The 23,202-nt window shown below is 51.9% G+C and carries 19 protein-coding genes; 13 read left to right on the top strand and 6 right to left on the bottom strand.

Translation table 11 applies throughout. The features are described from left to right. The first annotated feature begins 74 nt into the window (after positions 1 to 74). Both JOD20_RS20200 and JOD20_RS20205 read left to right on the top strand, forming a co-directional pair. A complete protein-coding gene (locus tag JOD20_RS20200) occupies positions 75 to 2,243 on the top strand; it encodes a reprolysin-like metallopeptidase (RefSeq protein WP_204757005.1) in 2,169 nt (722 codons plus the stop codon). A 132-nt stretch (positions 2,244 to 2,375) separates the two neighbouring features. Next, a complete protein-coding gene (locus JOD20_RS20205) occupies positions 2,376 to 3,530 on the top strand; it encodes an RNA-guided endonuclease InsQ/TnpB family protein (RefSeq protein ID WP_239583971.1) in 1,155 nt (384 codons plus the stop codon). A 76-nt stretch (positions 3,531 to 3,606) separates the two neighbouring features. Here the strand turns inward: JOD20_RS20205 and JOD20_RS20210 are convergent, their stop codons facing one another. The 3 genes from JOD20_RS20210 to JOD20_RS20220 form a co-directional block, all read right to left on the bottom strand. Then, a complete protein-coding gene (locus tag JOD20_RS20210) occupies positions 3,607 to 3,993 on the bottom strand; it encodes a response regulator (protein ID WP_204757007.1) in 387 nt (128 codons plus the stop codon). Positions 3,994 to 4,217: 224 nt separating this feature from the next. Beyond that, positions 4,218 to 6,620, bottom strand: coding sequence for a DUF4129 domain-containing transglutaminase family protein (locus JOD20_RS20215; protein WP_204757008.1), 2,403 nt, complete (start codon positions 6,618 to 6,620; stop codon positions 4,218 to 4,220). A gap of 86 nt (positions 6,621 to 6,706) precedes the next feature. Further along, positions 6,707 to 7,477 carry a TatD family hydrolase gene (locus JOD20_RS20220; RefSeq protein ID WP_204757009.1) on the bottom strand — a complete coding sequence of 257 codons (771 nt, stop codon included), beginning with the start codon at positions 7,475 to 7,477 and terminating at the stop codon, positions 6,707 to 6,709. A 140-nt stretch (positions 7,478 to 7,617) separates the two neighbouring features. On the opposite strand from JOD20_RS20220, the gene JOD20_RS20225 reads away from it, so the two are divergent. The 7 genes from JOD20_RS20225 (at position 7,618) to JOD20_RS20255 (ending at position 15,011) form a co-directional block, all read left to right on the top strand. Further along, positions 7,618 to 8,046, top strand: coding sequence for an OsmC family protein (locus JOD20_RS20225; RefSeq protein ID WP_110515306.1), 429 nt, complete (start codon positions 7,618 to 7,620; stop codon positions 8,044 to 8,046). 257 nt (positions 8,047 to 8,303) lie between these two features. Then, positions 8,304 to 8,843, top strand: coding sequence for an SCP2 sterol-binding domain-containing protein (locus JOD20_RS20230; protein ID WP_204757010.1), 540 nt, complete (start codon positions 8,304 to 8,306; stop codon positions 8,841 to 8,843). Positions 8,844 to 8,939: 96 nt separating this feature from the next. After that, complete coding sequence (locus tag JOD20_RS20235) at positions 8,940 to 10,031, top strand: acyl-CoA dehydrogenase family protein (RefSeq protein WP_204757011.1); 1,092 nt, start codon at positions 8,940 to 8,942, stop codon at positions 10,029 to 10,031. A 245-nt stretch (positions 10,032 to 10,276) separates the two neighbouring features. Further along, positions 10,277 to 11,548: an acyl-CoA dehydrogenase family protein gene (locus tag JOD20_RS20240; RefSeq protein ID WP_204757012.1), complete on the top strand. Its 1,272-nt coding sequence runs from the start codon at positions 10,277 to 10,279 to the stop codon at positions 11,546 to 11,548. A gap of 75 nt (positions 11,549 to 11,623) precedes the next feature. Next, on the top strand, positions 11,624 to 12,784 hold the full coding sequence (locus tag JOD20_RS20245) for an oxygenase MpaB family protein (protein ID WP_204757013.1): 1,161 nt from the start codon (positions 11,624 to 11,626) through the stop codon (positions 12,782 to 12,784). A gap of 71 nt (positions 12,785 to 12,855) precedes the next feature. Next, a complete protein-coding gene (locus tag JOD20_RS20250; protein ID WP_204757014.1) occupies positions 12,856 to 14,163 on the top strand; it encodes a phytoene desaturase family protein in 1,308 nt (435 codons plus the stop codon). Continuing rightward, positions 14,160 to 15,011, top strand: coding sequence for an RNA polymerase sigma-70 factor (locus JOD20_RS20255; RefSeq protein WP_204757015.1), 852 nt, complete (start codon positions 14,160 to 14,162; stop codon positions 15,009 to 15,011). Before JOD20_RS20250 ends, JOD20_RS20255 begins: the two co-directional genes overlap by 4 nt. A gap of 167 nt (positions 15,012 to 15,178) precedes the next feature. On the opposite strand, the gene JOD20_RS20260 is transcribed toward JOD20_RS20255, so the two are convergent. Next, positions 15,179 to 15,649 carry an SRPBCC family protein gene (locus JOD20_RS20260; RefSeq protein WP_204757016.1) on the bottom strand — a complete coding sequence of 157 codons (471 nt, stop codon included), beginning with the start codon at positions 15,647 to 15,649 and terminating at the stop codon, positions 15,179 to 15,181. Between the two features lie 189 nt (positions 15,650 to 15,838). On the opposite strand from JOD20_RS20260, the gene JOD20_RS20265 reads away from it, so the two are divergent. The 4 genes from JOD20_RS20265 (at position 15,839) to rdgB (ending at position 19,102) form a co-directional block, all read left to right on the top strand. After that, on the top strand, positions 15,839 to 16,279 hold the full coding sequence (locus JOD20_RS20265) for a GNAT family N-acetyltransferase (protein ID WP_204757017.1): 441 nt from the start codon (positions 15,839 to 15,841) through the stop codon (positions 16,277 to 16,279). A gap of 128 nt (positions 16,280 to 16,407) precedes the next feature. Then, entirely contained in the window at positions 16,408 to 17,640 is a 1,233-nt protein-coding gene (gene ilvA, locus JOD20_RS20270) for a threonine ammonia-lyase (protein WP_239583972.1), read from the top strand. 44 nt (positions 17,641 to 17,684) lie between these two features. Beyond that, positions 17,685 to 18,491: an HAD family hydrolase gene (locus JOD20_RS20275; protein WP_204757019.1), complete on the top strand. Its 807-nt coding sequence runs from the start codon at positions 17,685 to 17,687 to the stop codon at positions 18,489 to 18,491. 11 nt (positions 18,492 to 18,502) lie between these two features. Next, positions 18,503 to 19,102 carry an RdgB/HAM1 family non-canonical purine NTP pyrophosphatase gene (gene rdgB, locus JOD20_RS20280; protein ID WP_204757020.1) on the top strand — a complete coding sequence of 200 codons (600 nt, stop codon included), beginning with the start codon at positions 18,503 to 18,505 and terminating at the stop codon, positions 19,100 to 19,102. 299 nt (positions 19,103 to 19,401) lie between these two features. Here rdgB and JOD20_RS20285 read toward each other — a convergent pair whose 3' ends face one another. After that, positions 19,402 to 21,279 (bottom strand): ABC transporter ATP-binding protein, encoded by a 1,878-nt coding sequence (locus JOD20_RS20285; RefSeq protein ID WP_204757021.1) that lies wholly within the window; start codon positions 21,277 to 21,279, stop codon positions 19,402 to 19,404. 4 nt (positions 21,280 to 21,283) lie between these two features. Continuing rightward, a complete protein-coding gene (locus JOD20_RS20290; RefSeq protein ID WP_239583975.1) occupies positions 21,284 to 23,200 on the bottom strand; it encodes an ABC transporter ATP-binding protein in 1,917 nt (638 codons plus the stop codon). Positions 23,201 to 23,202 lie beyond the last annotated feature (2 nt).

The raw sequence follows: 23,202 nt of genomic DNA on the forward strand, positions 1-23,202 counted from the left end.
ATTCAATTCACCTTCCCATTCTTTGCTCCAGCCGCTATAATAAACAACGCTGTGTTTTTTAATAAGGATGGGTTATGCAAACCAAACGTTCATTGGTTGCCATTGGGCTCGCCTTGGCTATCGCGTTGTTGAGTGTGTTTGCGGCCAATGGCCTCAGCTCATCAAGCGCTGCCTCATCGTCGGATGGGCTTTGGCAAGACGTTGCTGAACAACGGATTACGCTCAAAGGCCAGCGCGAAATTGTGCCGTTGGTCTATCGCACGGTCGGCCTCGATTTGGCTGGCTTGAGCAAACGTCTAGAACAAGCGCCGCTCGAAAGCGCGGTCAAGGTTAACCAATCAGCATTCTTACTGAATTTACCCTTGCCCAACGGCGAATTCCGCCAATTTCGGGTGGTCGAATCGCCCATTATGGAGCCAGCCTTAGCGGCCAAGTTCCCTGAATTGCGCACCTACTTGGCCCAAGGCTACGACGACCCAGAAATGGTTGCGCGGCTTGATTTGACTCCAGCAGGCTTTCATGGCTTGATCTTGGCTCCTGAAGGTCGCTATTTTATCGACCCCTATAGCCGCAACGATACCGCCAACTACCTTGTGTACGATAGCCGTAACTTTGTGGCCGACCCAGCCAAATTGGCGAGCAAAGGCGAGGTCGATTATGTTGGCGAAACGCCAATCACTAATCCTTTCCCTGAACGATTCGCGATTGGCGAAACCTTGCGCACCTATCGGCTGGCTATGGCGGCAACTGGCGAATATACCAGTTTTCATGGTGGCACAGTCAACGGCGCAATGGCGGCCATCGTCACCAGCGTTAATCGGGTGAATAGTGTGTACGAGCGCGATCTTTCGGTGCGGATGGTCTTGGTTGCCAACAATAACTTAATTGTTTATACCAATGCCAATACTGACCCCTACACCAATGATGATGGCGAAATAATGCTTGATGAAAATCAAACTAACATTACCTCAGTGATTGGCAACGCCAATTATGATATTGGTCACGTTTTTAGCACTGGTGGCGGCGGGATTGCCGAGCTTGGCTCAGTCTGTGTGACTGGCTCGAAAGCAGTTGGCGTGACTGGTTCGTCGGCTCCAATTGGCGATCCATTTGATATTGATTATGTTGCTCACGAAATTGGCCACCAATTTGGCGGCAACCACACCTTCAATAGTACAACTGGGAGTTGTGGTGGCGGTAATCGCGAAGGTCCAGCTGCTTACGAACCAGGCAGTGGCTCCACGATTATGGCCTACGCTGGTATCTGTGGCTCAGAAAACTTGCAACCAAACAGTGATCCCTACTTCCACGCCAAGAGCTTGGAAGAAATGAGCGCCTTTATTACAACTGGGGCTGGAGCCAGCTGTGGCACGACCAGCGCAACTGGTAACACGCCACCAACCGCTAATGCTGGGGCCGATTACACGATTCCAGCGAACACGCCATTTGAATTGACTGGCAGCGGCAGCGATACCAATGGCGATAGCTTGACCTACAATTGGGAACAATACGATTTGGGTTCGGCCTCGCCACCAAGCACCGATAATGGCAATCGGCCAATTTTCCGTAGCTTTAATTCAAGCACATCAACCAGCCGCAGCTTTCCACGCTTGACCAATATTCTCAACAATAACACGACGATTGGTGAAGTGATGGCGACGACCAACCGCACCATGAACTTCCGCTTGACCGTGCGCGACAATCGGGCTGGTGGCGGCGGTTTTGGCTTTGATACTGCTCGCGTGACGACGGTCAATGCTGCTGGCCCCTTCCAAGTAACTGCGCCAAATACCGCTGTAACTTGGGCGGGCTTTAGCAACCAAACTGTCACTTGGAATGTTGCCAACACTACGGCAGCTCCAGTCAGCTGTAGCAACGTTAATATTTTGTTCTCAAGCAATGGCGGCACGAGCTTTAGCGCCGTGTTGAGCAACACGCCCAACGATGGCAGCGAAAGCATCAGCGTACCAAACGTTGCAACCACCACAGGCCGGATTAAAGTGCAATGTGCCAACAATATCTTCTTTGATATTGGCAATGCTAACTTTACCGTAACTGCCAGCAATGCAACGGTTACGCCAACGAGCGTAACGACCGAAACCCCAACCAATACGCCAACCGTAACCGCAACCACGGTTACTCCAACATCAACCACGGTTACTCCAACATCAACCACGGTTACTCCAACCGTTACGACGACTCCTGGCTCGTCAGTTGTCTACCTGCCATTGACGACTAAATAGCCCTAAAATCCGAACACGGCCTACTTGAAATTTCAGGTAGGCCGTGTCCTCCACACAGAAGCTTTATTCCTGAGAGGAGTGCCTAGCTTTCGCCTTCTTGCAGAAACGCTCGGTGTATGTGATAATACACCTATGCAACGAACGATTCGTCTACGACTTGAGCCATCGCCCACACAGGCTGCCGCACTTGCGGAAACCAGCCGTCAATTTACGACGGCCTTCAACCTGTTTGCGCAGTTGGGGTGGTCTAATAGCGTGTCGAATGCGACAAAGCTCCATTTTCTGGCCTACTATGCCGTCCGCGCAGCGCTTCCCGAACTCAACAGCAATCTGACAAATACCGCACGGGCCAAAGCGGCTGAGGCGCTCCGCAGCGCCTTTACCTTACGAAAAGACCGCACGCGCACCGTTTCGATGCCCCGATCACATCACTGCCCCCCGCGCTACAATGTGCATACGTTTCGCGTCGATTGGGAAAGCCAGACCGTACGGCTATCGCTCGTCGCTGGTCGGCAGACGATCCGCTTTTGCGTGCCGACCTATGCTACCAAGTATGTGGGTTATCCGGTTGATACGGCGGATCTGCTTGAGCGCGATGGTCGCTGGTTCTTGCATGTTGTGGTCACGGTTCCTGCGCCGACCATCGTGCCAAGCGAGACGATTGTTGGGGTTGATCTGGGGTTGAGCCATCCCGCTGTGACCAGTACGCGGCGCTTTTTGGGCAAGAAACGCTGGAAGGCCCGTGAAGGTCGGCTGTTCAAACTCAAGCGGGCCTTACAACAGCGCAACACCAAGTCGGCTAAACGGCACTTGAAAACGCTGCGGCGCAAGCAGGCTCGCTTTCGGCGTGATTGTGACCACGTTGTGAGTAAGCAGATCGTGCAGTCGGTCGAAGCAGGTAGCACGATTGTCGTGGAAAATCTGACCAATATCCGCAAACGCATAAAGGGCAAGCGGCGCACCGCAACCAAGCGACGCTTGCATTCGTGGTCGTTTGCACAATTGCTGGCGTTTATTGTGTATAAGGCGCAGGAGCGAGGCAGTACGGTGGTTGCGGTTGACCCGCGACATACCTCGCAGATGTGTAGCTGCTGTGGGCATCAAGCCCGCAACAACCGTCGCTCTAGGGCCGTATTCAGATGTCGAAAGTGTAGCTATGAACTACATGCCGACTTGAATGCCGCCTACAATATTGTGTCCAAGTACCGTGCTCAGGGGGGTATATCTCGCCTGAGTGGGCTGCCCGTCAACCAGCCTATCGTGTCCGATCCTGAGCTACTTGCCTAGGGTTGAGGTACAAGCCCAATGCCTTTAGGCGTGGGTTGTTGACAGAAATATAGAGTTTTGAGCTAGCTAGACCAAGTTAGGCTTGGTTAACCGCCGTTACATCGAGCAACTTCTCCGACACTTTATCGATCAATTGATCAATAAAAAAAGGCTTGGCAATCATCTCAGTTACCCCAGCCTCGCGGGCTTCGCGTTGCAATTTGACACTATCATAGGCAGTAATCATCAGCATTGGTTGGGTTGCACCTTGCGAACGCAGCGCGCGAATCAGATCCAAACCAGACATTTCACGCATATGATGATCAGTCAGCAGAATATTAGCTGGCTCTTGCAACCATAAATTCAGCGCTTCCTCGCCATGATAGGCCCGAACAACTTCAACGTCAGGGATGCTGCGGAGGCCGATGATCAAGGTCATGGCAATCGCTGTATCATCTTCGGCAATTAAAATGCGTTTGGTCATGGTTGGTCTCCTACTGTGCTGCTAGCATCCCCACCCACACTGATACAAGTACTTTTGTATCATATAGGTACTATTGTAGCGTGTGGCTGGTACTGGCACAACACCCATAAAGGTGAATAAATTGGGATCATATGTCGAGTAAAAGCTGCTGTTATCACCCCTCTGAGGGAACAACAGCAGCTACGGGTAGTGCCAATATTCAGGTAAAGCAAGATCTAGGCCAACTAGCGTCGCCAACGAGGCCGCAGTATTTGTTTGACGATTGAGCGCCAGCCCCGACTAATTGAGCGCGGCCACAAGGTTCTGCTGACCATTGCGCGGTCGTTTTCAATTTCCTCGGGGTCAAGCCGAACGTGGCTGCCATATTGCTCGGCAGTGTAGGCATCGGCGAGGCGGCGTAAAGTTCGGCGCTGGCCAGGCATTTCTTTAGCTAATTCGCTGGCAAACTCTTGGGGCGTGCGCTCTGCACGTTGCTCCAAACCAGCCCAACGTGCCAATAAACCGATAAAGCCATAAGCTCGCGCCGCAGGCCGCAAGCCGCGAAATTCGCGTTGCAACAATCCCCAGAGCAGCAAAATAACTATGCCAATGATGGCACAAATAATTGCTAGCCAGCGCCAGAATGGGCTGCGTTCAACAACCGGAGGCGCTGCATCATCCACTGGCAATGCTTGCGGCTCGACCGTTGGAATTGGGGTGGTTTGGTAGTTTTCGCGCAGATCTTGCAAGGCATCGAAATCGGTTGCTGGTTGCTGAACTTGGCCTGCATTTGGCCCAATATCATCGGGATTCTCGCTGTTATCTTCTGCTTGTGGCGGACCATCAGGCCGAATTGGTACGGTCACATAGCCAGCTGGAGTTGGCTCAAAGCGAATCCAGCCATAACCCATAAAATAGACTTCGGGCCAGCTATGGGCAATCGAGTCGCGTACAACGTAGACTTGACGATCAGCATCGTAATCGCCAGTTGCATAGCCTTGTACCCAGCGTGCCGGAATCCCTTGCGCACGCAACATCAACACCATCGAGCCTGCAAAGTAATCGCAATAGCCGCGGCGCAAATTGAACAAAAAGTTCTCGATTGGGTCGGCATCTGCTGGCGGCGCAGGAATTTGATCATCATAGGGCATTTGGCGCAGATAATTTTCAAGTGCCACCGCTTTGTCGTAGGCGGTTTCTGCGCCTGCTGCCGTGGTTAATTGGCGCGACAAGCCACCAATATTGCGCATCGCTTGGCTATCGGGCAATTGCAGATAGCGCTGAAGCCAAGGCGGATAGTCAATTGATGCACTGCGCAAACTTTGCTTATCAACATTACTAATCAGCGAAACCACACTATATTCAAAATCGCGGTTGGCTGGGCCTTGATTAAAATAAATCGCGCTATCGGCAAAGTTTGGCAGCGTCGTTTCACTATCGGAGATGATGAACGTGTGCTGCACCAAGACGGGAACGCTCCACGTCAGCGGCGAGGTTGCAGCAGGCAGTTGCTGATCGCCACGAGTTTGCATCAGCTTGATAGTTTGGGTAAATGGCTCGCGGCCATTCGTGTCAATTTGGGTCAGCGTATCATCGGGATTAATCGGGGTCAGCGCTTCGCGACGTGTTGATGTGCGCCGCACCTGCCAGGCAATGTCGCCAGTGGTGTTTTGCCAGCCTTTGCCATCGTATAAATCCCAAGCATTCGAGCGCCAATATTCGGCAGCAGGTGCTTTGACTTCGAGCACAACCTCGTTGGTTGCCGAGCGAGCGCCGCCAAGTTGCACCGTATTGTTGGCGAAATTGGCTCCGTTGCCATTTGGCACGACCACATTGCCCACTCCTTGCTGCCCCCGATCAGCGCGGATAGCGCCATTGTCGGGCAGGAAGAAATCAATCGGGCGGCTCAAATTCTCGCCAAAAATCCGTAATTGGGCATTGGTAATATTGGCTGGCATCAATGCTGCCATCAAAACCAAACTAAAACATGCCAACACTCCCGCCCACAAGTAACGTAACGAAAGCCATTCCTGCTGCTCTAAAAAGCCAGCATCCCACGTATGTTGGCGTTGGGCATAGGTTTGGGTTACCAAAAAGAGTAGCGCAACCAGCAAAAAGAGCCAGAACGAGGCAATTGGCTTGGGAATGGCGTAGGTCAGATTGGCCATCAACAGGCTACCATTCAGCATGACCAAGCGCCAATTCCAGCGCCAGCGCATGAGCAACCAAATGCTGCTATAGGCAAAAATCCAAGCCAGAAGCAAACCCGCCAGCGAAAAAAGATAATAATCTTCGATCCGTTCGCCAGTTTTGGCCGCCCGAATTGCTGCAATCCCCCGAATCAGCAGATCCGTCCAGCGATCAACTTGGCCATCGAGGCGTGGATCGAGCGGCACAAAGCGAATTGCCCACGCCAAGCCCATAAAAAGGCTGATCACATGGGCAATAAACGAAGGCAAGGCTTGCCAACGGGCAAATAATGCTGCTACCACCAACCCGCCAAGCGCCACAATCCGCATGCGTTCAAAGCCTTCGACCCATTCCGATTCAACCACATTGGTCACGACTAGCAAGGCCATAATGCTGGCTAATGTCCAGGTTAGCAAACCATAACTTGGTTGAAAAAAAGCGCGAACTCGTTGCAGCATAGGGGATTCCTCAATCTAGCATGCGGGCTACTTCTATTTTAAAATGGCTCTTGGGCTTGCTGGGTTAGTAGTTGATGAGCATCGGCTTAGGCCAGCAAGCGTTTAAATAAGCGCTCGGCATTGGCAGTGGTGATGGTGGCAACTTCATCAAGGCTTAAATTGCGCAAACGGGCAATTGCCTCAGCGACATACGCAACATAGCTTGGCTCATTGCGCTTGCCGCGATATGGGTGCGGCGTAAGATAGGGCGCATCAGTTTCAATCAAAATCCGATCAAGCGGCGCACGTTGCACCACATCCTGCAATTCAACTGCTTTCTTGAAGGTAACTGGCCCAGAGAACGAAAGATAAAAGCCCACATCCAAACATGCTTCTGCATAAGCCCAATCGCCGCTGAACGAATGCATCACGCCAGCTTGGCCCCGCGCCGCCGAATCCAACACCCGCACCGTATCGGCAACTGCCTCGCGACTATGGATGACCACCGGAAAATCAAGCTCGCGAGCCATGGCCAGTTGTTGGCGAAACAGCTGCTCTTGAACATCGTGGGGCGCGCGATCGTGATAATAATCGAGGCCAATTTCGCCCAAAGCCACGACCCGCGGCTGCGCCAACAGCTCACGAATTTGGGCTAATTCAGCCTCACCAGTTTCTAAAGCATAATGTGGTTGAATTCCAACGCTGGCCCACACCATGGGCTGGCTTTGGGCAAGGGCAACGCTGGCGCGTGATGAGGGCAAATCGTAGCCAATATTGATCATGCGGGTTACGCCAGCTGCTTGAGCACGCTCAAACACAGCTGCCCGATCATCATTAAATTGATCGCTATGAACGTGGGTATGGGTATCAATTAACATGAATGTTCCTAGAATGATAAGGCTTGGGCACAAGCACAATTTGGTGCAACCTAGCCAGCAAATATTATACCCAATCAGCGCACACAATAGCAAAATTCTGTTACCATACAACCACGATTAAGTTATGGAGGATGATTCCTATGGCAGTACGTTCAGCTGAAGCAACATGGACTGGCTCTTTACGCGAAGGCGCAGGCTCGGTCAAAACTGGCAGTGGCGCAGTCGAAGGTAGCTACTCATTTCCTTCACGCTTTGAAGATGGCACTGGCACGAACCCCGAAGAACTGATTGCAGCAGCGCATGCTGGGTGTTACTCAATGGCCTTGACCGCTGATCTTGGTCGCGGTGGCTACGAACCAAAGAGCGTGCACACCGTTGCGAAGGTGCATCTCGAACGCGGCGAAGGTGGCTTTAGCATCACCAAAATCGAATTGCACACCGAAGCCGAAGTGCCAAACATCGATGCAGCAGCATTTGCTGAAATCGCTGAAAAAGCCAAAGTCAACTGCCCAATCTCGAAGGCTTTGGCAGCAGTGCCAAGCATCGAATTGAATGCAACCTTGAAATAAGCACGCATCGTAGTTCGTTTGCGTTGATTCCCCCTTGGGCAATAGCTGCTCAAGGGGTTTGTTGTTAATCGCTGGTTTAATTATCAGCATCGCAACCCTTATGCCTTGTGAAATTTGGTGCAACATTGCAGCATTTTTAAAACTCGTTATAATCATGACGCAGTATGTCATAAATCAATGATATACTTCAAAATAAGCAACCAAAAATCCTCTCAAATCAATTTGTAATCTGCGTCAATTGCAAAGGAGCACCTTCGATGGCAGACCTCAGCACGATAACTGTTAGTGATTACATTGCGACCGCCCTGCCGGAACAATTGGCCAGCCAAAGCAGTGGCTTGGAAGATGCAACCTATGCAATTCAATATCTGGTAGACGGAACGGCCTACGCTGTGAGCTACAGCGGCGGTCGCGGCGAAGTTGTCACTGGCACGGTCGAAAATCCTTTATTGACGGTGACGCTTGACGAGCCAACCTGGCGCGGCGTGATTACCGAAGAAACTGCTTCGGCAGATGCCTTGGTTAGCCCAGCTAAAATGAGCACCAGCCGCCTCGAAAAATTGCAAAATCTCAAGGGTAAATTCAATCTTGAATTGACCAAAGCCGATGGCAGCGTGGCCTATTCAACCACCACCTTCAATGGCGTTGATACCCCAGAAGTTACCCTCATGATGAAGGCCGAAGATTACGCCAAAATCCTCAAAGGCGAACTCAACAGCCAAATGGCGTTTATGACCGGCAAACTCAAGTTCAAAGGCGACATGAATTTCCTCATGAAGCTCGGCACACTCATGTAATTGCAGAAGGATGAAGGATGAAGGATAAAGGATGAAATTTTGTTACTTTTTCATCCCTCAACCCTCATCTTTCATCCTTTCTTTGAGGGAGCAACGATGATTTCCTTCTCTCCATCTGAAGAACAAGCCCTGATTGTTGATACACTCAAACGTTTTGCCAAGGATCGCCTGCGCTCGATTTTTCGCGAGGCCGATGAAAATGGCGAATTGCCAGCCGACTTGTTGAACAAGGGCTGGGAATTAGGTTTGGTTGGTTCGTCGATTCCTGAGCAATACGGCGGCTTCGGCGAGTTTTCGGCAGTAACTGGCGCGTTGGCGCTCGAAGAATTGGCGTGGGGCGATTTGGCCAGTGCTCTGGCCTTAAGCGCGCCTGCCAGTTTTGCCTTTGCTGTCTTGGCAGCTGGCACAGAAGCCCAGCGCGAAGCCCTTTTGCCCCAATTTAGCGAAGAACGCTTTGTCAACGCCACTTCGGCCTTGATCGAGCCACGCCTGCAATTTAACCCGCGCAAATTGCAAACCACGGCCACCCGCGATGGCGATGGCTATGTGTTGAATGGGGTTAAAAGCTATGTGCCACTGGCCAGCAACGCCGAACATTTCTTGATCTACGCTGCTGAAGATGGCCAAACTCAAGCCTTTATTGTGCCCGCCAAAACCGCTGGCCTCAGCGTTGGCGAACGCGAAAAATTGATGGGCGTGCGTGCGCTCGAAGTTGCCCGCGTAACCCTTGATAACGTCAACGTTGCGGCAGATGCCAAACTTGGCGGCGACGCAGGGATCGATTTTGGCCGTTTGTACGCTCGTTCGCAAGTTGCGCTTTCAGCATTGGCAATTGGGGTTGCGCGGGGAGCCTACGAATATGCGCTCGATTACGCCCGCAATCGCCAAACCTTCGGCGAAGCAATCGGCCAACGCCAATCAATCGCCTTCATGCTGGCCGAAATGTTGGTCGAAATTGATGGCGCACGCTTGATGGTGTGGGAAGCAGCTTGGAAACTTGATAACAACCAAGAAGTGACCCGCGACGCGCTGATGGCCAAACATAACGCCGACAAAACCGTGCTGATGGTCTGCGACCGTGCCTTACAAATTCTTGGCGGTCACGGCTACATCCGCGAGTTTCCTGTTGAGTTGTGGTTGCGCAACGCCCGCGGCTTCACCACCTTCGACGGCTTGGCAATGGTCTAGGAAAATATGAAGGATGAAGGATGAGGGATGAATAGTCTCATTATTCCTTCACTGTCCATCAATGATTTAGCAATGGTGTAATAAAAGGATGAGGAATGAATAATTCAAAGGATGAAATTTGAACTTTAGTGATGTTAAATCTTTGTTTTAGACCGACAAGCTAAATATTCATCCTTCATCCCTCATATTTCATAATTTATTCATCCTTCATCCCTCATACCTCATCCTTAACAACGGGGGTTCTCATGGCGATTGATTTTAAATTATCGGAAAGCATTGATACCCAACGCCAAATGACGCAGATGGTGGCCGAGCAAATGATGCGGCCTGTCTCGCGCCATTTCGATGAGCACGAACACGATATTCCATGGGATTACATCAATGCGATGTGGCCAATTATGCGCCAAAATCCTATGTTTGGCGTGGTCGATAAGCCCGAAACGGCGGTCGACCATAACAAACCCAAAAAGCCCAAAACTGGCAACGTGCGCATGGTGCATTTGATCGAAGCCCTCTCATGGGGCGATGCTGGCATCTATTTAACAACCCCAGGCGGTGCTTTAGGTGGCGCTGCTGTTGCTGCTGCTGGCACCAGCGAGCAAAAAAGCCGTTTCTTGGCTCGCTTCGCCGATAGCGAAACCCCAGTCTGGGGATCGATGGCCATGACCGAGCCGCAAGCTGGCTCGGATACCTCGGCGATTCGTACCACCGCCGTGCGCGATGGCGATTCGTGGATCTTAAACGGCGAAAAGATCTATTGTACTGGTGGTCGTTTGTCGCTCGAAGAATCACAAGGTTTGGTGGTGGTTTGGGCTACCGTTGATCCCAAGCTTGGCCGTGCTGGCATGAAGGCATTTGTGGTCGAAGCTGGCACGCCTGGAATGGAAGTGACCAAGCTTGAGCATAAGATGGGGATTCGCGCCAGCGATACTGCTGCCGTCGTTTTCACCGATTGTCGGATTCCGTTCGATAACGTGCTTGGCAACCCCGAAATTCCCAAGCCTGAAGCAACCGCCGCTAGCGCCGATGCTCCTAAGGGCTTCAAAGGCGCAATGAAAACCTTTGATGCCACCCGTCCTGCGGTTGCCGCCTCGGCCTTGGGCATTGCCCGCGCAGCCTTGGAATTGTTGCGCGAACAATTGACCGCCGCTGGCGTGGCAATTCGCGACGATGTGCCAGTCCACGAGATGAGCGCCGTCGAGCGCGATTTATTGGAGCTGGAAGCTCAGCACAAAGCAGCTTGGTTGCTCACGCTCAAAGCTGCTTGGATGATGGATTCAGGCGAAGCCAACACCGTCGAAGCCTCAGCTTGCAAAGTTAAAGCTGGCGAAGCCGCAACCGTGATCACCCAAAAAGCTGTTGAACTCTTGGGGCCATTGGGCTACACCCGCGAACTTTTGGCCGAAAAGTGGATGCGCGATGCCAAGATCAACGACATTTTTGAAGGCACTGGCCAAATCAACCGCTTGATTATTGCCCGCCGGATTTTGGGCTTCTCGTCACGCGAATTGAAATAAACTGCTACTATGGAGCACGCAGTGGCTACGGCTGCTGCGTGCTTTTTTGTTTTTGGCCTAGCCACGAGGACGTTCATGCAAGCACCAGCCAGTGTCATCAACCACCCCAACATTATAGAAACCTTTGGTCAAGCCAGTTTTGAGCAATTAGTCCAAGCCACCTATCAAGGCGATCCGTTGGCCGATGCAGTAATTGCTGAATTTGCCCAAGCTGGCGGCGCTGCCCGCCACGCACTCCAAACTGGCTTAACTGCTGGACTTGACCAGGTTAAAGGTGATTTTCCGGCGGTGCGTGCCTTTTTGACTGCCGCCGAAACCTTGCCTGCGTGGGTTGATGTTGCGCAGCTTGAGCGCGGCGCACAAGCCTATTGCTCAATTGGCGTGCTTTGGCTGACCTTGGCGCTTGGGCCTGGCTCGTTGGTGCACACCTACAGCGCGCCAACGATCGCCGATCTCTTGGTGCAAACAGGCGATCTGGAACACATGGCAACCAAGCGCATCATCGAAACTGGCACATGGGGCATGGCGATTGCGATTCCGCAAGCCTTGCAACGCGGCGGGCTTGGCTATGTGCATAGTTTGCAAGTGCGCTTGTTGCACGCCCAAATTCGCAATTCGTTGCTCAAACGCAATTGGGACCAAACCAAAACAGGCTTGCCAATCAATCAGCTGGAAATGGTGCGCACGTGGCTGGATTTTACCTATGTGCCATTTACGGCGCTGGCTCGCTTTGGCATCGATTTCACTGCTGCCGAATTAGGCGATTTGTATCATCTTTGGCGCTACATTGGCTATTTGCTCGGAATCGATCCCACCATTTATCAAAGTGTTGTTGATCAAGCTTCGGCTGCGCGTTTGTTGGATTGGGTTGATAGCAGCATGCAACCGCCCAATGCTAGCTCGCGCCGTTTGACCGCCGCCATGATCCAATCGGTCAGTGAGTTGGTGCAACCGCTGATTAACCGTTCGTTTAAATTTTCGTTTGCCTTGGTCACAGCGCTCACTCATCATTTCCATGGTCGGCAACTTTCGCGCCAATTAGGTATCAAACGCTCATGGATAAGTGCATTTGTGCCGTTGGTGGTGCTAGCAAATCGTTGGCAACGCCGCAAATTACGCCGCAACCAAAGCGCTTGGCAAGCCCAAATTCAAACCACTGCCAACGATTTTCACGAGCGCGTTGTCAATGCTAACCCAACCGCATATCAAGCAAAAAAAGCTGTTGAACAGCGCTAAGCATCCATGTCACATCTGGCGTTGCTGAACCGTCTTGACTCCAGAACGTTTTTATAAACTGGAGTTTTCGCATGAATAGCCAAAAACCAATGGTTGTGATCGGTGGCGGTTTAGCAGGCCTGACGGCGGCCAATTATCTGGCGCGAGCTGGTAAACAGGTGATCGTGTTGGAGCGGGCCAAAGAATTTGGTGGCCGTGCCCGCACCAATCGCGAAGCTGGCTTTGAGTTGAATTTCGGCCCGCATGCCTTATATTTGAAGGGTGCTGGCGCGCGGGTCTTGCGCGAGTTGCAGCTGATGCCAACTGGCTCGAAGCCGGTCGCGCCCGATGTGTTGTGGGTGGATAAGCAGCTGTATCCAACCAACTCGATTAAGGCGGCGCTGACTACGCCCTTGCTCAGCCGCCGCGCTAAATGGCAATTTTTACGCACGTTTGCCAAAATTCAATTTACCAACCCAGCCGATTATGCAGATCGCAGTTTTGCCCAATGGATTGAGCAACAGGCCGACGAGCCGCGTACCTGCCAATTGTTGGCGATGTTTGGGCGCTTGACCACCTACGGCGCTGCCAACGATCTGCAAAGTGCCGCCGCCACCCTAGAAAATATCAAAACTGGCCTTGCTGGCGTGTTGTATGTTGATCATGGTTGGCTGACGATTGTGCAAGCCTTGGTTGATAAAGCGCAGCAGTTAGGCGTTGATTTGCGTACCAGCCAACGGGTTCAGGCCATCCAACTAAGCCATGCAGGCGCAACAATTCAGCTTGCTGATGGCAGCAGCATTCAGGCTGAGGCGGTGGTGTTGGCGGTCACGCCGCAAGCAGCCAACGAATTAATTGGGGCCAAGAGCCAGCTGTTTCAACGCCATTATCAACGGATACAGCCAATTACCGCTGCAACCTTGGATTTGGGCTTGCGCCAATTGCCCCAGCCAACGCGCCAATTTTTGTTGGGCGTTGATCAACCGTATTATGCGGTTGCCCACTCGCGTTATGCCAAACTTGCGCCGCAGGGCCAAACCATGCTGCATGTGATGAAATATCTCGACCAGCGCCAAGCGAACGATCCCAAGCAAACCCGCGCCGAATTGGAAAGCTTGCTCGACCACTATCAAGCTGGTTGGCGCGATCATCTGATTACCAGCCGATTTTTGCCTTCAATTACCGTCAGTTATGATCTGCCACAAACCCAATTTGGCGGCTTGGCCGGACGCACGCCAGTGGTTTTGGCCGATTGCCCAAATGTTTATTTGGCTGGCGATTGGGTTGGCGCTGAAGGCCAATTGGCTGATGCTAGTTTTGCCAGCGGCTACACTGCGGCCAAAACCATGCTTCAGCCTGCGACCCAAAGCTACATGCGCACTGTAGGAGCCGTAGCATGAACCAAATCGAACTATTCGAGAGCTATCGTGGCTATTTGTTCGGCATCGCCTATCGCATGCTTGGTAGCGTGATGGATGCGGAAGATTGTTTGCAAGAGGTTTTTTTGCGCTGGCAAAGCCATGTTGAAGCAGTGGCAAACCCACGGGCTTGGCTGGCAACCGTAGCCACTCGTTGGTGTCTCGATCAGCTGAATACGGCGCGCCATCAACGTGAGCAATATATCGGCGAATGGCTGCCCGAGCCGTTAATTACGCCAGCGCCAAGCAGCGAGCTTGAGCAAGCAGAATCGCTATCGACCGCGTTTTTGGTGCTTTTGGAGCGGCTTTCGCCAGCAGAACGGGCAGTTTTTTTGCTGCACAAAGTTTTTGGCTACGAATATAGCGAAATTGGCGAAATTGTGGGCAAAAGTGCGGCGGCCTGTCGCCAAATCGGCCATCGCGCAGCAGCGCATGTGGCCCAAGCCCGCCCACGCTTCAATGTGGAGCCTAGCGTGCAGCAACGGCTGAGCACGCAATTTTTGCAAAGCTGTGCCACTGGTGATTTGGAGAGCTTGATGAGTTTACTAGCTGAAGATGTGGTGTTGCGCAGCGATGGCGGCGGTGTGGTGCAAGCGGCGCGCAATCCAATTTATGGGCCATCGGCGGTTGGGCGCTTCTTGTTGGGAGTGCTGCCAAAATTGCCTGCCAATAGCATTTTTGAGCCACGTTTGATCAACGGCCAGCCTGGGTTTGTGGCGATGGTCGATGGTCACGCCAGCGGCACATTAATCTTAGATTTGCTTGATCAACAGATTGGTGGCATTTACATCATGCTCAATCCCTATAAATTGCAGCATTTGGCGCAATAATGATCGCAAGTAGAGATTCAGCTTGTTTCACCACCCTTCCGTCCCGCCTCAAGGCGGGAAACGCAGGGGGTTTTCAGCCCCCTGCACCCCCAAATATTTGGGTTATGGATTATTACTGTTTATGCTGTTTCTCTCCCTAAGAGTACTTCGCGCTCTTCGCAGTTCTGTTAGTTTCCGTGGCCGCGATATTGATTGCTGCGCAAATACTGATTGAAGGTTTCGAACTCGGCCAAATACATTTTGCGCAACAAGCCAGGCGATAGCAGCCGCTCGATCAAGCCCATCAGGCCTGGCTTGGCCTCGGCGCGAGTGTGCAAGGTCAGTTTCGAGCGATTTTCACCATTGGGTGTGACGGTAAAGGTTGTGATAATCCCCGAATCGTAATCGGTTTCGACCAAAACACTGCCTGGGCTTGGCTCAGTCACATGCATGCGCATTGATTGTTTGCGCCCAAAAGCTTCAGTTTCGGTCACAAAAATTGTGCCTTTGCCAATGCCGCCTTGCTCGACCGTAAGGCTTTTAAAATATTTTTTCGGCACAATATGCGGATGCCCATCGCGATAATCAGCAATAATTTGATACACCGTCTCGGCTGGGGCCTCAATATCTCCGCTTATTTCAAAGATCAGTGGTTTCATATGTGCGAGCTCCTCGCTAAAATATGATTAATCGTCAGCACAGATCAACGTCCACTCCATAATCGTTAAAGGTCATCGATTGTGCGATCTGTAACAAATGATTTGACTGCTATTGTAAGGCGAAATATGGTACGATACTAGCTACTAAAGACCGACATTGATTGTGTGCAGCCGCACAAAGGAGTTGCGATGCAAATTATCCAAGCGGGCTTGGATGAACTTGAGCGCCTTGTGCCATTATTCGATGGCTATCGCCAATTTTACCGTCAAGCCAGCGATCGTGCTGCCGCGCGCGCTTTTTTGCACGATCGGCTGAGCAATAGTGAATCGATCATCTTTTTGGCGCAAACTCCTGAAGCAGGCGTAGGCTTCTGTCAACTGTACCCTAGTTTTTCCTCGGTTTCAATGCGGCGAATTTGGATTTTGAACGATCTGTTTGTGGCGGAGCATGCGCGGGGCCAAGGTGTGGCTTCGGGCTTGCTGAATGCTGCGCGTGATTGGGCGATTAGCACCAAGAGCAAAGGCCTCGTGCTCGAAACCGAAGTGACGAATCTGCAAGCCCAACGGCTCTACGAGCAGCATGGCTGGCAAAAAACTGTTGATGAATATTTCTATTCATTGAGTGTTTAAGCACGCTCAATCGTTTGCAAACCAACCAGAAATTGAAAACGGCTATGGTACAATAGCCCCATTGACTCGCAACGCTGCGGGTCAATCCTCATTGTGGAGGAATTGAACTCACCATGGTAGAAAAGTCTATGCCAACGATTGATGACATTTATGCTGCGGCCAATGTTTTAGGCCCAATTATCACCCAAACTCCACTCTTGCCAGCTGAACAACTGAGCCAAGAACTTGGCGGCCAAATTATTTATAAAGCTGAAAATACCCAACGCGCCGGGTCATTCAAAGTGCGCGGTGCCTATACCAAAATCAATTCGCTCTCGGTTGAAGAAAAAGCCCACGGTGTCATTACCCACTCAGCAGGCAATCATGCCCAAGGTGTGGCCTTGGCTGCCCAATTAAATGGGATTAAAGCCACCGTGGTAATGCCTGAGTTTGCGCCATTGGCCAAAATTACCTCAGCCCAGCGCATGGGCGCAGAAGTAATTTTGCATGGAGCATCGTTTGATGATGCTGGAGCGCATGCCCGCGAATTGCAAGCCAAAACTGGCGCGATCTATGTGCATGCCTTTGATGATCCGTTTACGATTGCTGGTCAAGGCACACTTGGCCTAGAACTTGCCGATATGTTGCCTGACCAAGGTGGAACCGTGGTTGTGCCAATTGGTGGCGGCGGAATGATGGCTGGAATTGCGCTGGCCTTGCGTTCGCTGCGCCCCAATGTGCGCTTAATCGGGGTTCAGGCGGCTGGTTGCCCTTCGATGATCGCCTCGCAACAAGCAGGCAAACCTGTGGCTGTGCCGCATGCAGCGACAATCTGCGATGGGATTGCGGTCAAACGCCCAGGCGAATTGACATTGCCGATTATCACTCAATTGGTTGACGATATTGTGACCGTTGATGATGATGCTGCGGCGCGTGCTTTAGTCCATGTGTTGCAATATAGCCGCATGGTGGTTGAAGGCGCGGGTGCGGTTGGCGTGGCGGCACTGCTCGAAGGCGCAATTCGCTTGCGCCCAAATGAACCAACCTTGGTGGTGCTGAGCGGTGGCAACATCGATGGCAATTTCTTGGCACGAATTATTGAACAAGTTTTGGTCAAACAAGGCCGCTATTTGCGCGTGCGCACCAGCGTTCCTGATCGTCCGGGGAATCTTGCTCCCGTGGTGAATGCGATTGCCCAAGCTGGCGCGAATGTGATCGACATTAACCATCGGCGGGCGGTTTGGCAACTGCCGCTTGATCGGGTGGGAATTGAGATGATTCTCGAAGTGCGCGATGAAGCGCATGGCCAATCTATCATTGACATGTTGGAAACACACGGCTATCACATCGAGCGTTTTGGCCAACGTGTGTGGCCGGTGTAATCGATGGTTGATGCGCTTCGCATGAACTGTCTACGGTAGGGCTTATGCCAATTCGAATGATTGCAACCGATATTGACCTTACCCTGCTTGATGACCGCGGCCAATTGCCCCCGACCAATATCGAGGCATTGGCCTTAGCTGCTCGTCAAGGGATTCGCGTGGTTTTAGCCACTGCCCGCCGCCGTGAAGCTGCCCAAGAAATTGCCCAGCGTTTGCATATTCCAACCGCGCTCGTTTGCCATAATGGCGCACGCGTTTGGGATGAACGTGGGCGTGAGATTGCTCACCACACGATTGATTTAGAGTTGGCTCAGCGGATTGCCGCCATGGCTGATAAGCGTAGCTTGCCGATTGTATTTACAATTGATGAAACCAATTTTGTCACTGCGCAAGCCGCGAATTTAGTTGGTTCGCGCACTGTATCTACGCCAGTTTCGTCGCTTGAATTAATCGTGCGCTTGGCTCCGACGCGCATTTTGTGCCATGGCGAATTGGCAACCCGTGCCGTCGATGAAATTTTGGGCCGCAACTCGCAATTAAAGCAATTTCGCTATTTGCGCAGCAGCGGCGAGGTCTATTCAACCGTCATTTCACATAACGATGCCACCAAAGAACGCGCCTTGGAACATCTCTGCACAACCTGGGGCATTCAACAAAGCGAAGTATTGGCAATAGGCGATGCTGATGCTGATGTGGGGATGTTGCGCTGGGCCGGCGTTGGGGTTTCATTAACTGGCAGTATGCAGCAAGCAATCGAGGCCGCCGATTGGGTTGCACCCTCGGCGCGCTTTGGCGGAGTTGCGGTTGCGGTGCATCGCTATGTGTTGCAACAACAAAATGTCCGTTCCTAAGGTAAGGATTTATGCAAAAGTTATTAATTGGTTCCAACAACGCCCATAAAGTTGGCGAGTTACGGGCAATTTTTAGTGGCTTGCCGTTCGAGTTATTGACCTTGGCCGATGCAGGCATCGATTATGAGGTTGAGGAAACTGGTACAACCTTTGTTGAAAATGCGCAGCTGAAGGCCGAAACCTATGCCCAAATGAGTGGCTTGCCGACCTTGGCCGATGATTCTGGCCTCGAAGTGGCGGCGCTTGATGGCAAACCTGGCATTTACACTGCACGCTGGGCCTTGCCCGACCAAAATAATCCGCATCGGGCCTATGCGCGGGTGCTGGAAGAACTGAAGGGCAAGCCGTTTCACGACCGAATTGCGCGCTTTGTGTGTGTGATTGCGATTGCATGGCCAGGCCAGCCAACCGAGGTCGTTGAGGGGATTTTGCCTGGCGTAATCGCCGAAGAGCCACGCGGGGTCGGCGGCTTTGGCTATGATCCGGTGTTTTATCTCTTGGATTATGATAAGCATTTGGCTGAACTCGACCCTGAGGAAAAAAATCGGATTAGCCATCGTGGCCAAGCCTGTGCGCTGGCCCGCGAGGTCTTGGAGCGGCTAGCCAAGTAAGCATTTGAACCACGAAGGACACGAAGAGCACGAAGAATGAATTCTTCAATCCCCAAGCTCTTTGAGTCCTTCGTGGTTTTGTCTTTAACACAGAGGCGCAGAGGAATGATGTCTTATAGGCTATAGGCTATAGGCTTTTGGCTCAAATAATCATTCGTGCAATTCGTGCTCTTCGTGGATCAAAATAGCTTCGCGCTCTCGTTTTTAACATTAAACCACAAAGGACACGAAACTTAATGCTTCGTGCCCTTCGTGTCCTTCGTGGTTCAACAATCCATTTATGTTCTATGCTCTTTGTTCTAAACCGCCACTTCCTCTTCGCGGCGGAATTGGCTCATATACAAATCGTAGTATGCGCCGCGTTGGGCTAGCAGTTCGGTGTGCGTGCCGCGCTCTATCACTGCGCCATCTTTGAGCATCAGCACCAAATCGGCGTTGCGAATGGTGCTCAAACGGTGGGCAATCACAAAGCTGGTTCGGCCTTGCAGCAAGCTATCAAAGGCTTGTTGAATTAAGCGCTCGGTACGCGTATCGACGCTCGATGTCGCTTCATCCAAAATCAAAATGCGGGGATTCGCCAGCGCAGCCCGCGCAATCGCGATCAATTGGCGTTGGCCTTGGCTTAAGCCGCCGCCACGTTCGCCAAGCACAGTTTGATAGCCATTGGTCAAGCGTTCGATAAAATCGTGCGCCGAAGCCAACTTAGCTGCTGCAATCACTTCTTCATCGCTGGCATCAAGCCGCCCATAACGAATGTTGTTCATCACGGTATCGGAGAACAAGAACGAATCTTGCAGCACGATGCCAATTTGGCGGCGCAAGCTAGCAGCCTTCACATCGCGCACGTCGATGCCATCGATCTTGACAGCGCCGCTGGTTACATCGTAGAAGCGAGGCAGCAAGTTGATGATCGTGGTTTTGCCTGCACCAGTTGGGCCAACGATTGCCACGGTTTGGCCTGGCTCGGCGCTAAAGCTCACGCCCCGCAAAACTGGCTGGCCTTTGGTGTATTCAGCTTTGGCATCAATCAACTCAACTTTGCCAACGATTTCGGGCATTTCGCGCGCATCGGGTTTGTCGGTGACATCGGGCATTTCATCGAGCAAGTTGAAAATGCGCTCGCCGCCAGCAATTGCATTTTGCACGTTGGTCCACATCACGGCAATTTGCTGAATTGGTTGGTTGAAGCGTTGGACGTATTGCAAAAAGGCAAAAACCAAACCCAACGAAATTGCGCTTGAGCCAAAGAGTGGCTGATCGCGCAGCACCGAAAGCCCGCCAACCACCACGACAATCGCAATTGCCACATAGCCCAAAGCTTCGAGCACTGGGTTCAACGCGCTGGTAAAGGTTGCAGCCCGCACGTTGGCATCGCGATTGGCAGCGTTGGTACGCACAAATTGGGCGATGCTTTCTTCTTCGCGATTGAAGGCTTGCACTTCGCGCGCGCCAGCGATGCTTTCTTGCAAGCCAGCGTTGACGCTCCCCATTTGTTGGCGGGTTTTGCGGAAGGCTTTACGCGCTTGGCCAGAGAAGTAGAAGGTTGCAATCGCCATAAATGGCACAACGCTTAAACTCAACAAGGCATATTGCAGATTTTCCTGCATCATTTTGATTGCGACCCAGCCAATCAGCAAGATTCCGCCAAGCACGTTGAGCAAAGCAAAACCAAGCATCTGCTGAATCGTATCGGTATCGCTCGTGATGCGGCTCATAATATTGCCAGCTTCGTTGCGGGTGTAGAAGCCCAACGACAAGCGATGAATTTGGGCAAACAGATCTTCGCGCATTTGGCGCAAGGCGTGTTGGCCCGACCAGTTCATGGCATAAAACGCCATGCCCTGCAAAATCGAAGCGCCGATGAAGATGCCACATAACAGCAACACCAAGCTGCCAAGTCCGCTCAAGCGATCGGCACTGCTGATTTCAGGCGTAATTGTGTCGAACCAGCAAGCACTTGGATTGGGCAACAAATAGCAATCGATCGATTGGCCAATTAAATCGGGCGTTGCTACCTGCGCCCATGTGCCAATAATGATAAACACAATTGCCAAGGCAAAGCCAAACCATTTTTTGCGAAAGTAATGGCCAAAGCGAGCCAAAGTTGCGCCCAGCCGTTGGGGTTTTTCGGTTTCGGCTTCTAATAAGTGGCGAGGGCCGCCTAATCCACCCATCATAGCGCTAGGCCTCCTCAACGCTTGAAGCTTCAAGCGCTGCAATGTCGGCATCGCCGACCAGTTGAGAATTGTAAATTTCGGCGTACACGGGGCTGGTTTCCATTAATTCTTCATGGTTGCCGCGTGCCACCACTTGGCCTTTTTCCAGCACCAAAATTTGGTCGGCATTCAAAACCGTGCTAATCCGTTGGGCAATCACGACGCTGGTGCGACCTTGCATCAATTGATCAAGCGCCTTTTGAATGCGATACTCGGTCATCAAGTCGACGCTGCTGGTCGAATCATCCAAAATCAGCAAGCGTGGATTGAGCAACAACGCCCGGGCAATTGCAATCCGTTGCTTTTGACCACCAGACAAGGTTGTGCCGCGTTCACCGACCGAGGTATCGTAACCTTGAGCAAAGGTCATAATAAAATCGTGCGCCGAAGCAGCTTTGGCCGCCGCCTCAACTTCTTCGATCGTCGCCTCTGGTCGCCCAAAAGCGATGTTATCGCGAATTGAGCCGCTAAATAGATTGGTTTCTTGCAGCACAATCCCAATCTGCGAGCGCAAACTATCGAGTTTTACATCGCGAATATCATGACCATCGATCAATACCGCGCCTTCGCTAACATCGTAGAAGCGTGGCAACAAGTTAATGATCGTCGATTTGCCGCTGCCAGTTGCGCCCAGCAAGGCGATGGTTTGGCCTGGTTTGGCCTCAAAGCTCACATCACGCAAGACTGGATCGCTGCTGCCAAAGTAGCGGAACGTCACATTGCGAAATTCAACCGTGCCTTCAATCGCTGGCAATTCTGTGGCATCAGGCTTGTCGGTAATTTCGCTCTTGGCATCGAGAATTTCGAAAATACGGGTGGCCGAAGCTCCAGCCTGTGCCATCAGCGAGATGATAAAACCGAGCTGACCCAAGGGAAAGAAGACATAGACCAAATACAAGCTAAATTTTTGGTATTCGCCCAGATCGAGCGTGCCGCCTAAGATTTGGCGACCGCCAAAATAGAGAATCCCTGCTTGGCCAAGCTGCGCCACCAAGAAGATCACCGGAAACAAAAACGAGAAAACGCGGCTAATCCGCAGTTGTTGCGCCATCAAATCGGTTGCCGCTACATCAAAGCGTTTGGCTTCAAATGGCTCGCGCGTAAACGCTTTGACAACTTTGATACCAGCCAAGTTTTCTTGCAAGACCGTGTTGAGCGCCGAAAGTTTGCGTTGCACAACGCCAAACAGCGGTTGGCTGACCTTGCCAAAGATCATAAACATGACCATGGCGACCGGCAGCAAGGGCACAACCACGAGCGCAAGCTGCCAATTGGTGAAGAACAAAATCACCAACGCGCCAACTAAGAGCAACAATGCTTGGGCAGTTAAAATCAAACCTTGCGCGATGAAGGTTCGCACTTTCTCCACATCGTCGGTGGCACGAATCATCAATTGACCAGTTTGATTTTGGTCGTAATAGGAAAACGATAAGCGTTGCACGCGGGCAAAAATCTGATTGCGCAGATCAAAGGCCACGCCTTGCGAGGTTTTTTCGGCCATATAGGCTTGCACAAACGAGAAAATGCCACGGATAAAGGCGAAGGCCACAATAATCAAGGCAGCATTGATCAACAACGATTCACCATTGGTTTGAGCAAGCCGAAGTTGCTCGATCGTTGTGCCAGCTTGTTGGGCTGCGCCAGCTTGCATTGGCTCAGGCACTTGCTTGAAAATAATTCGCGCAATGGAGCCATCGGTTACCGCATCGATCATGTTTTGCACCAACTGCGGCACTGCCAATTGGGCCAAGGTTGCGAGCGCTAAGGCCACATAGGCCAGAATTGCCGATGTACGTTGGGCACCAAGGTAGGCGATCGCACGACCAAGCCCCCCCGATCCACCGCCAGCTTTCTGTCCACGCTGTGCTTGGGGTTTTCCCATTT

This window comes from Herpetosiphon giganteus, from assembly GCF_016907925.1.
Classification (GTDB): domain Bacteria; phylum Chloroflexota; class Chloroflexia; order Chloroflexales; family Herpetosiphonaceae; genus Herpetosiphon; species Herpetosiphon giganteus.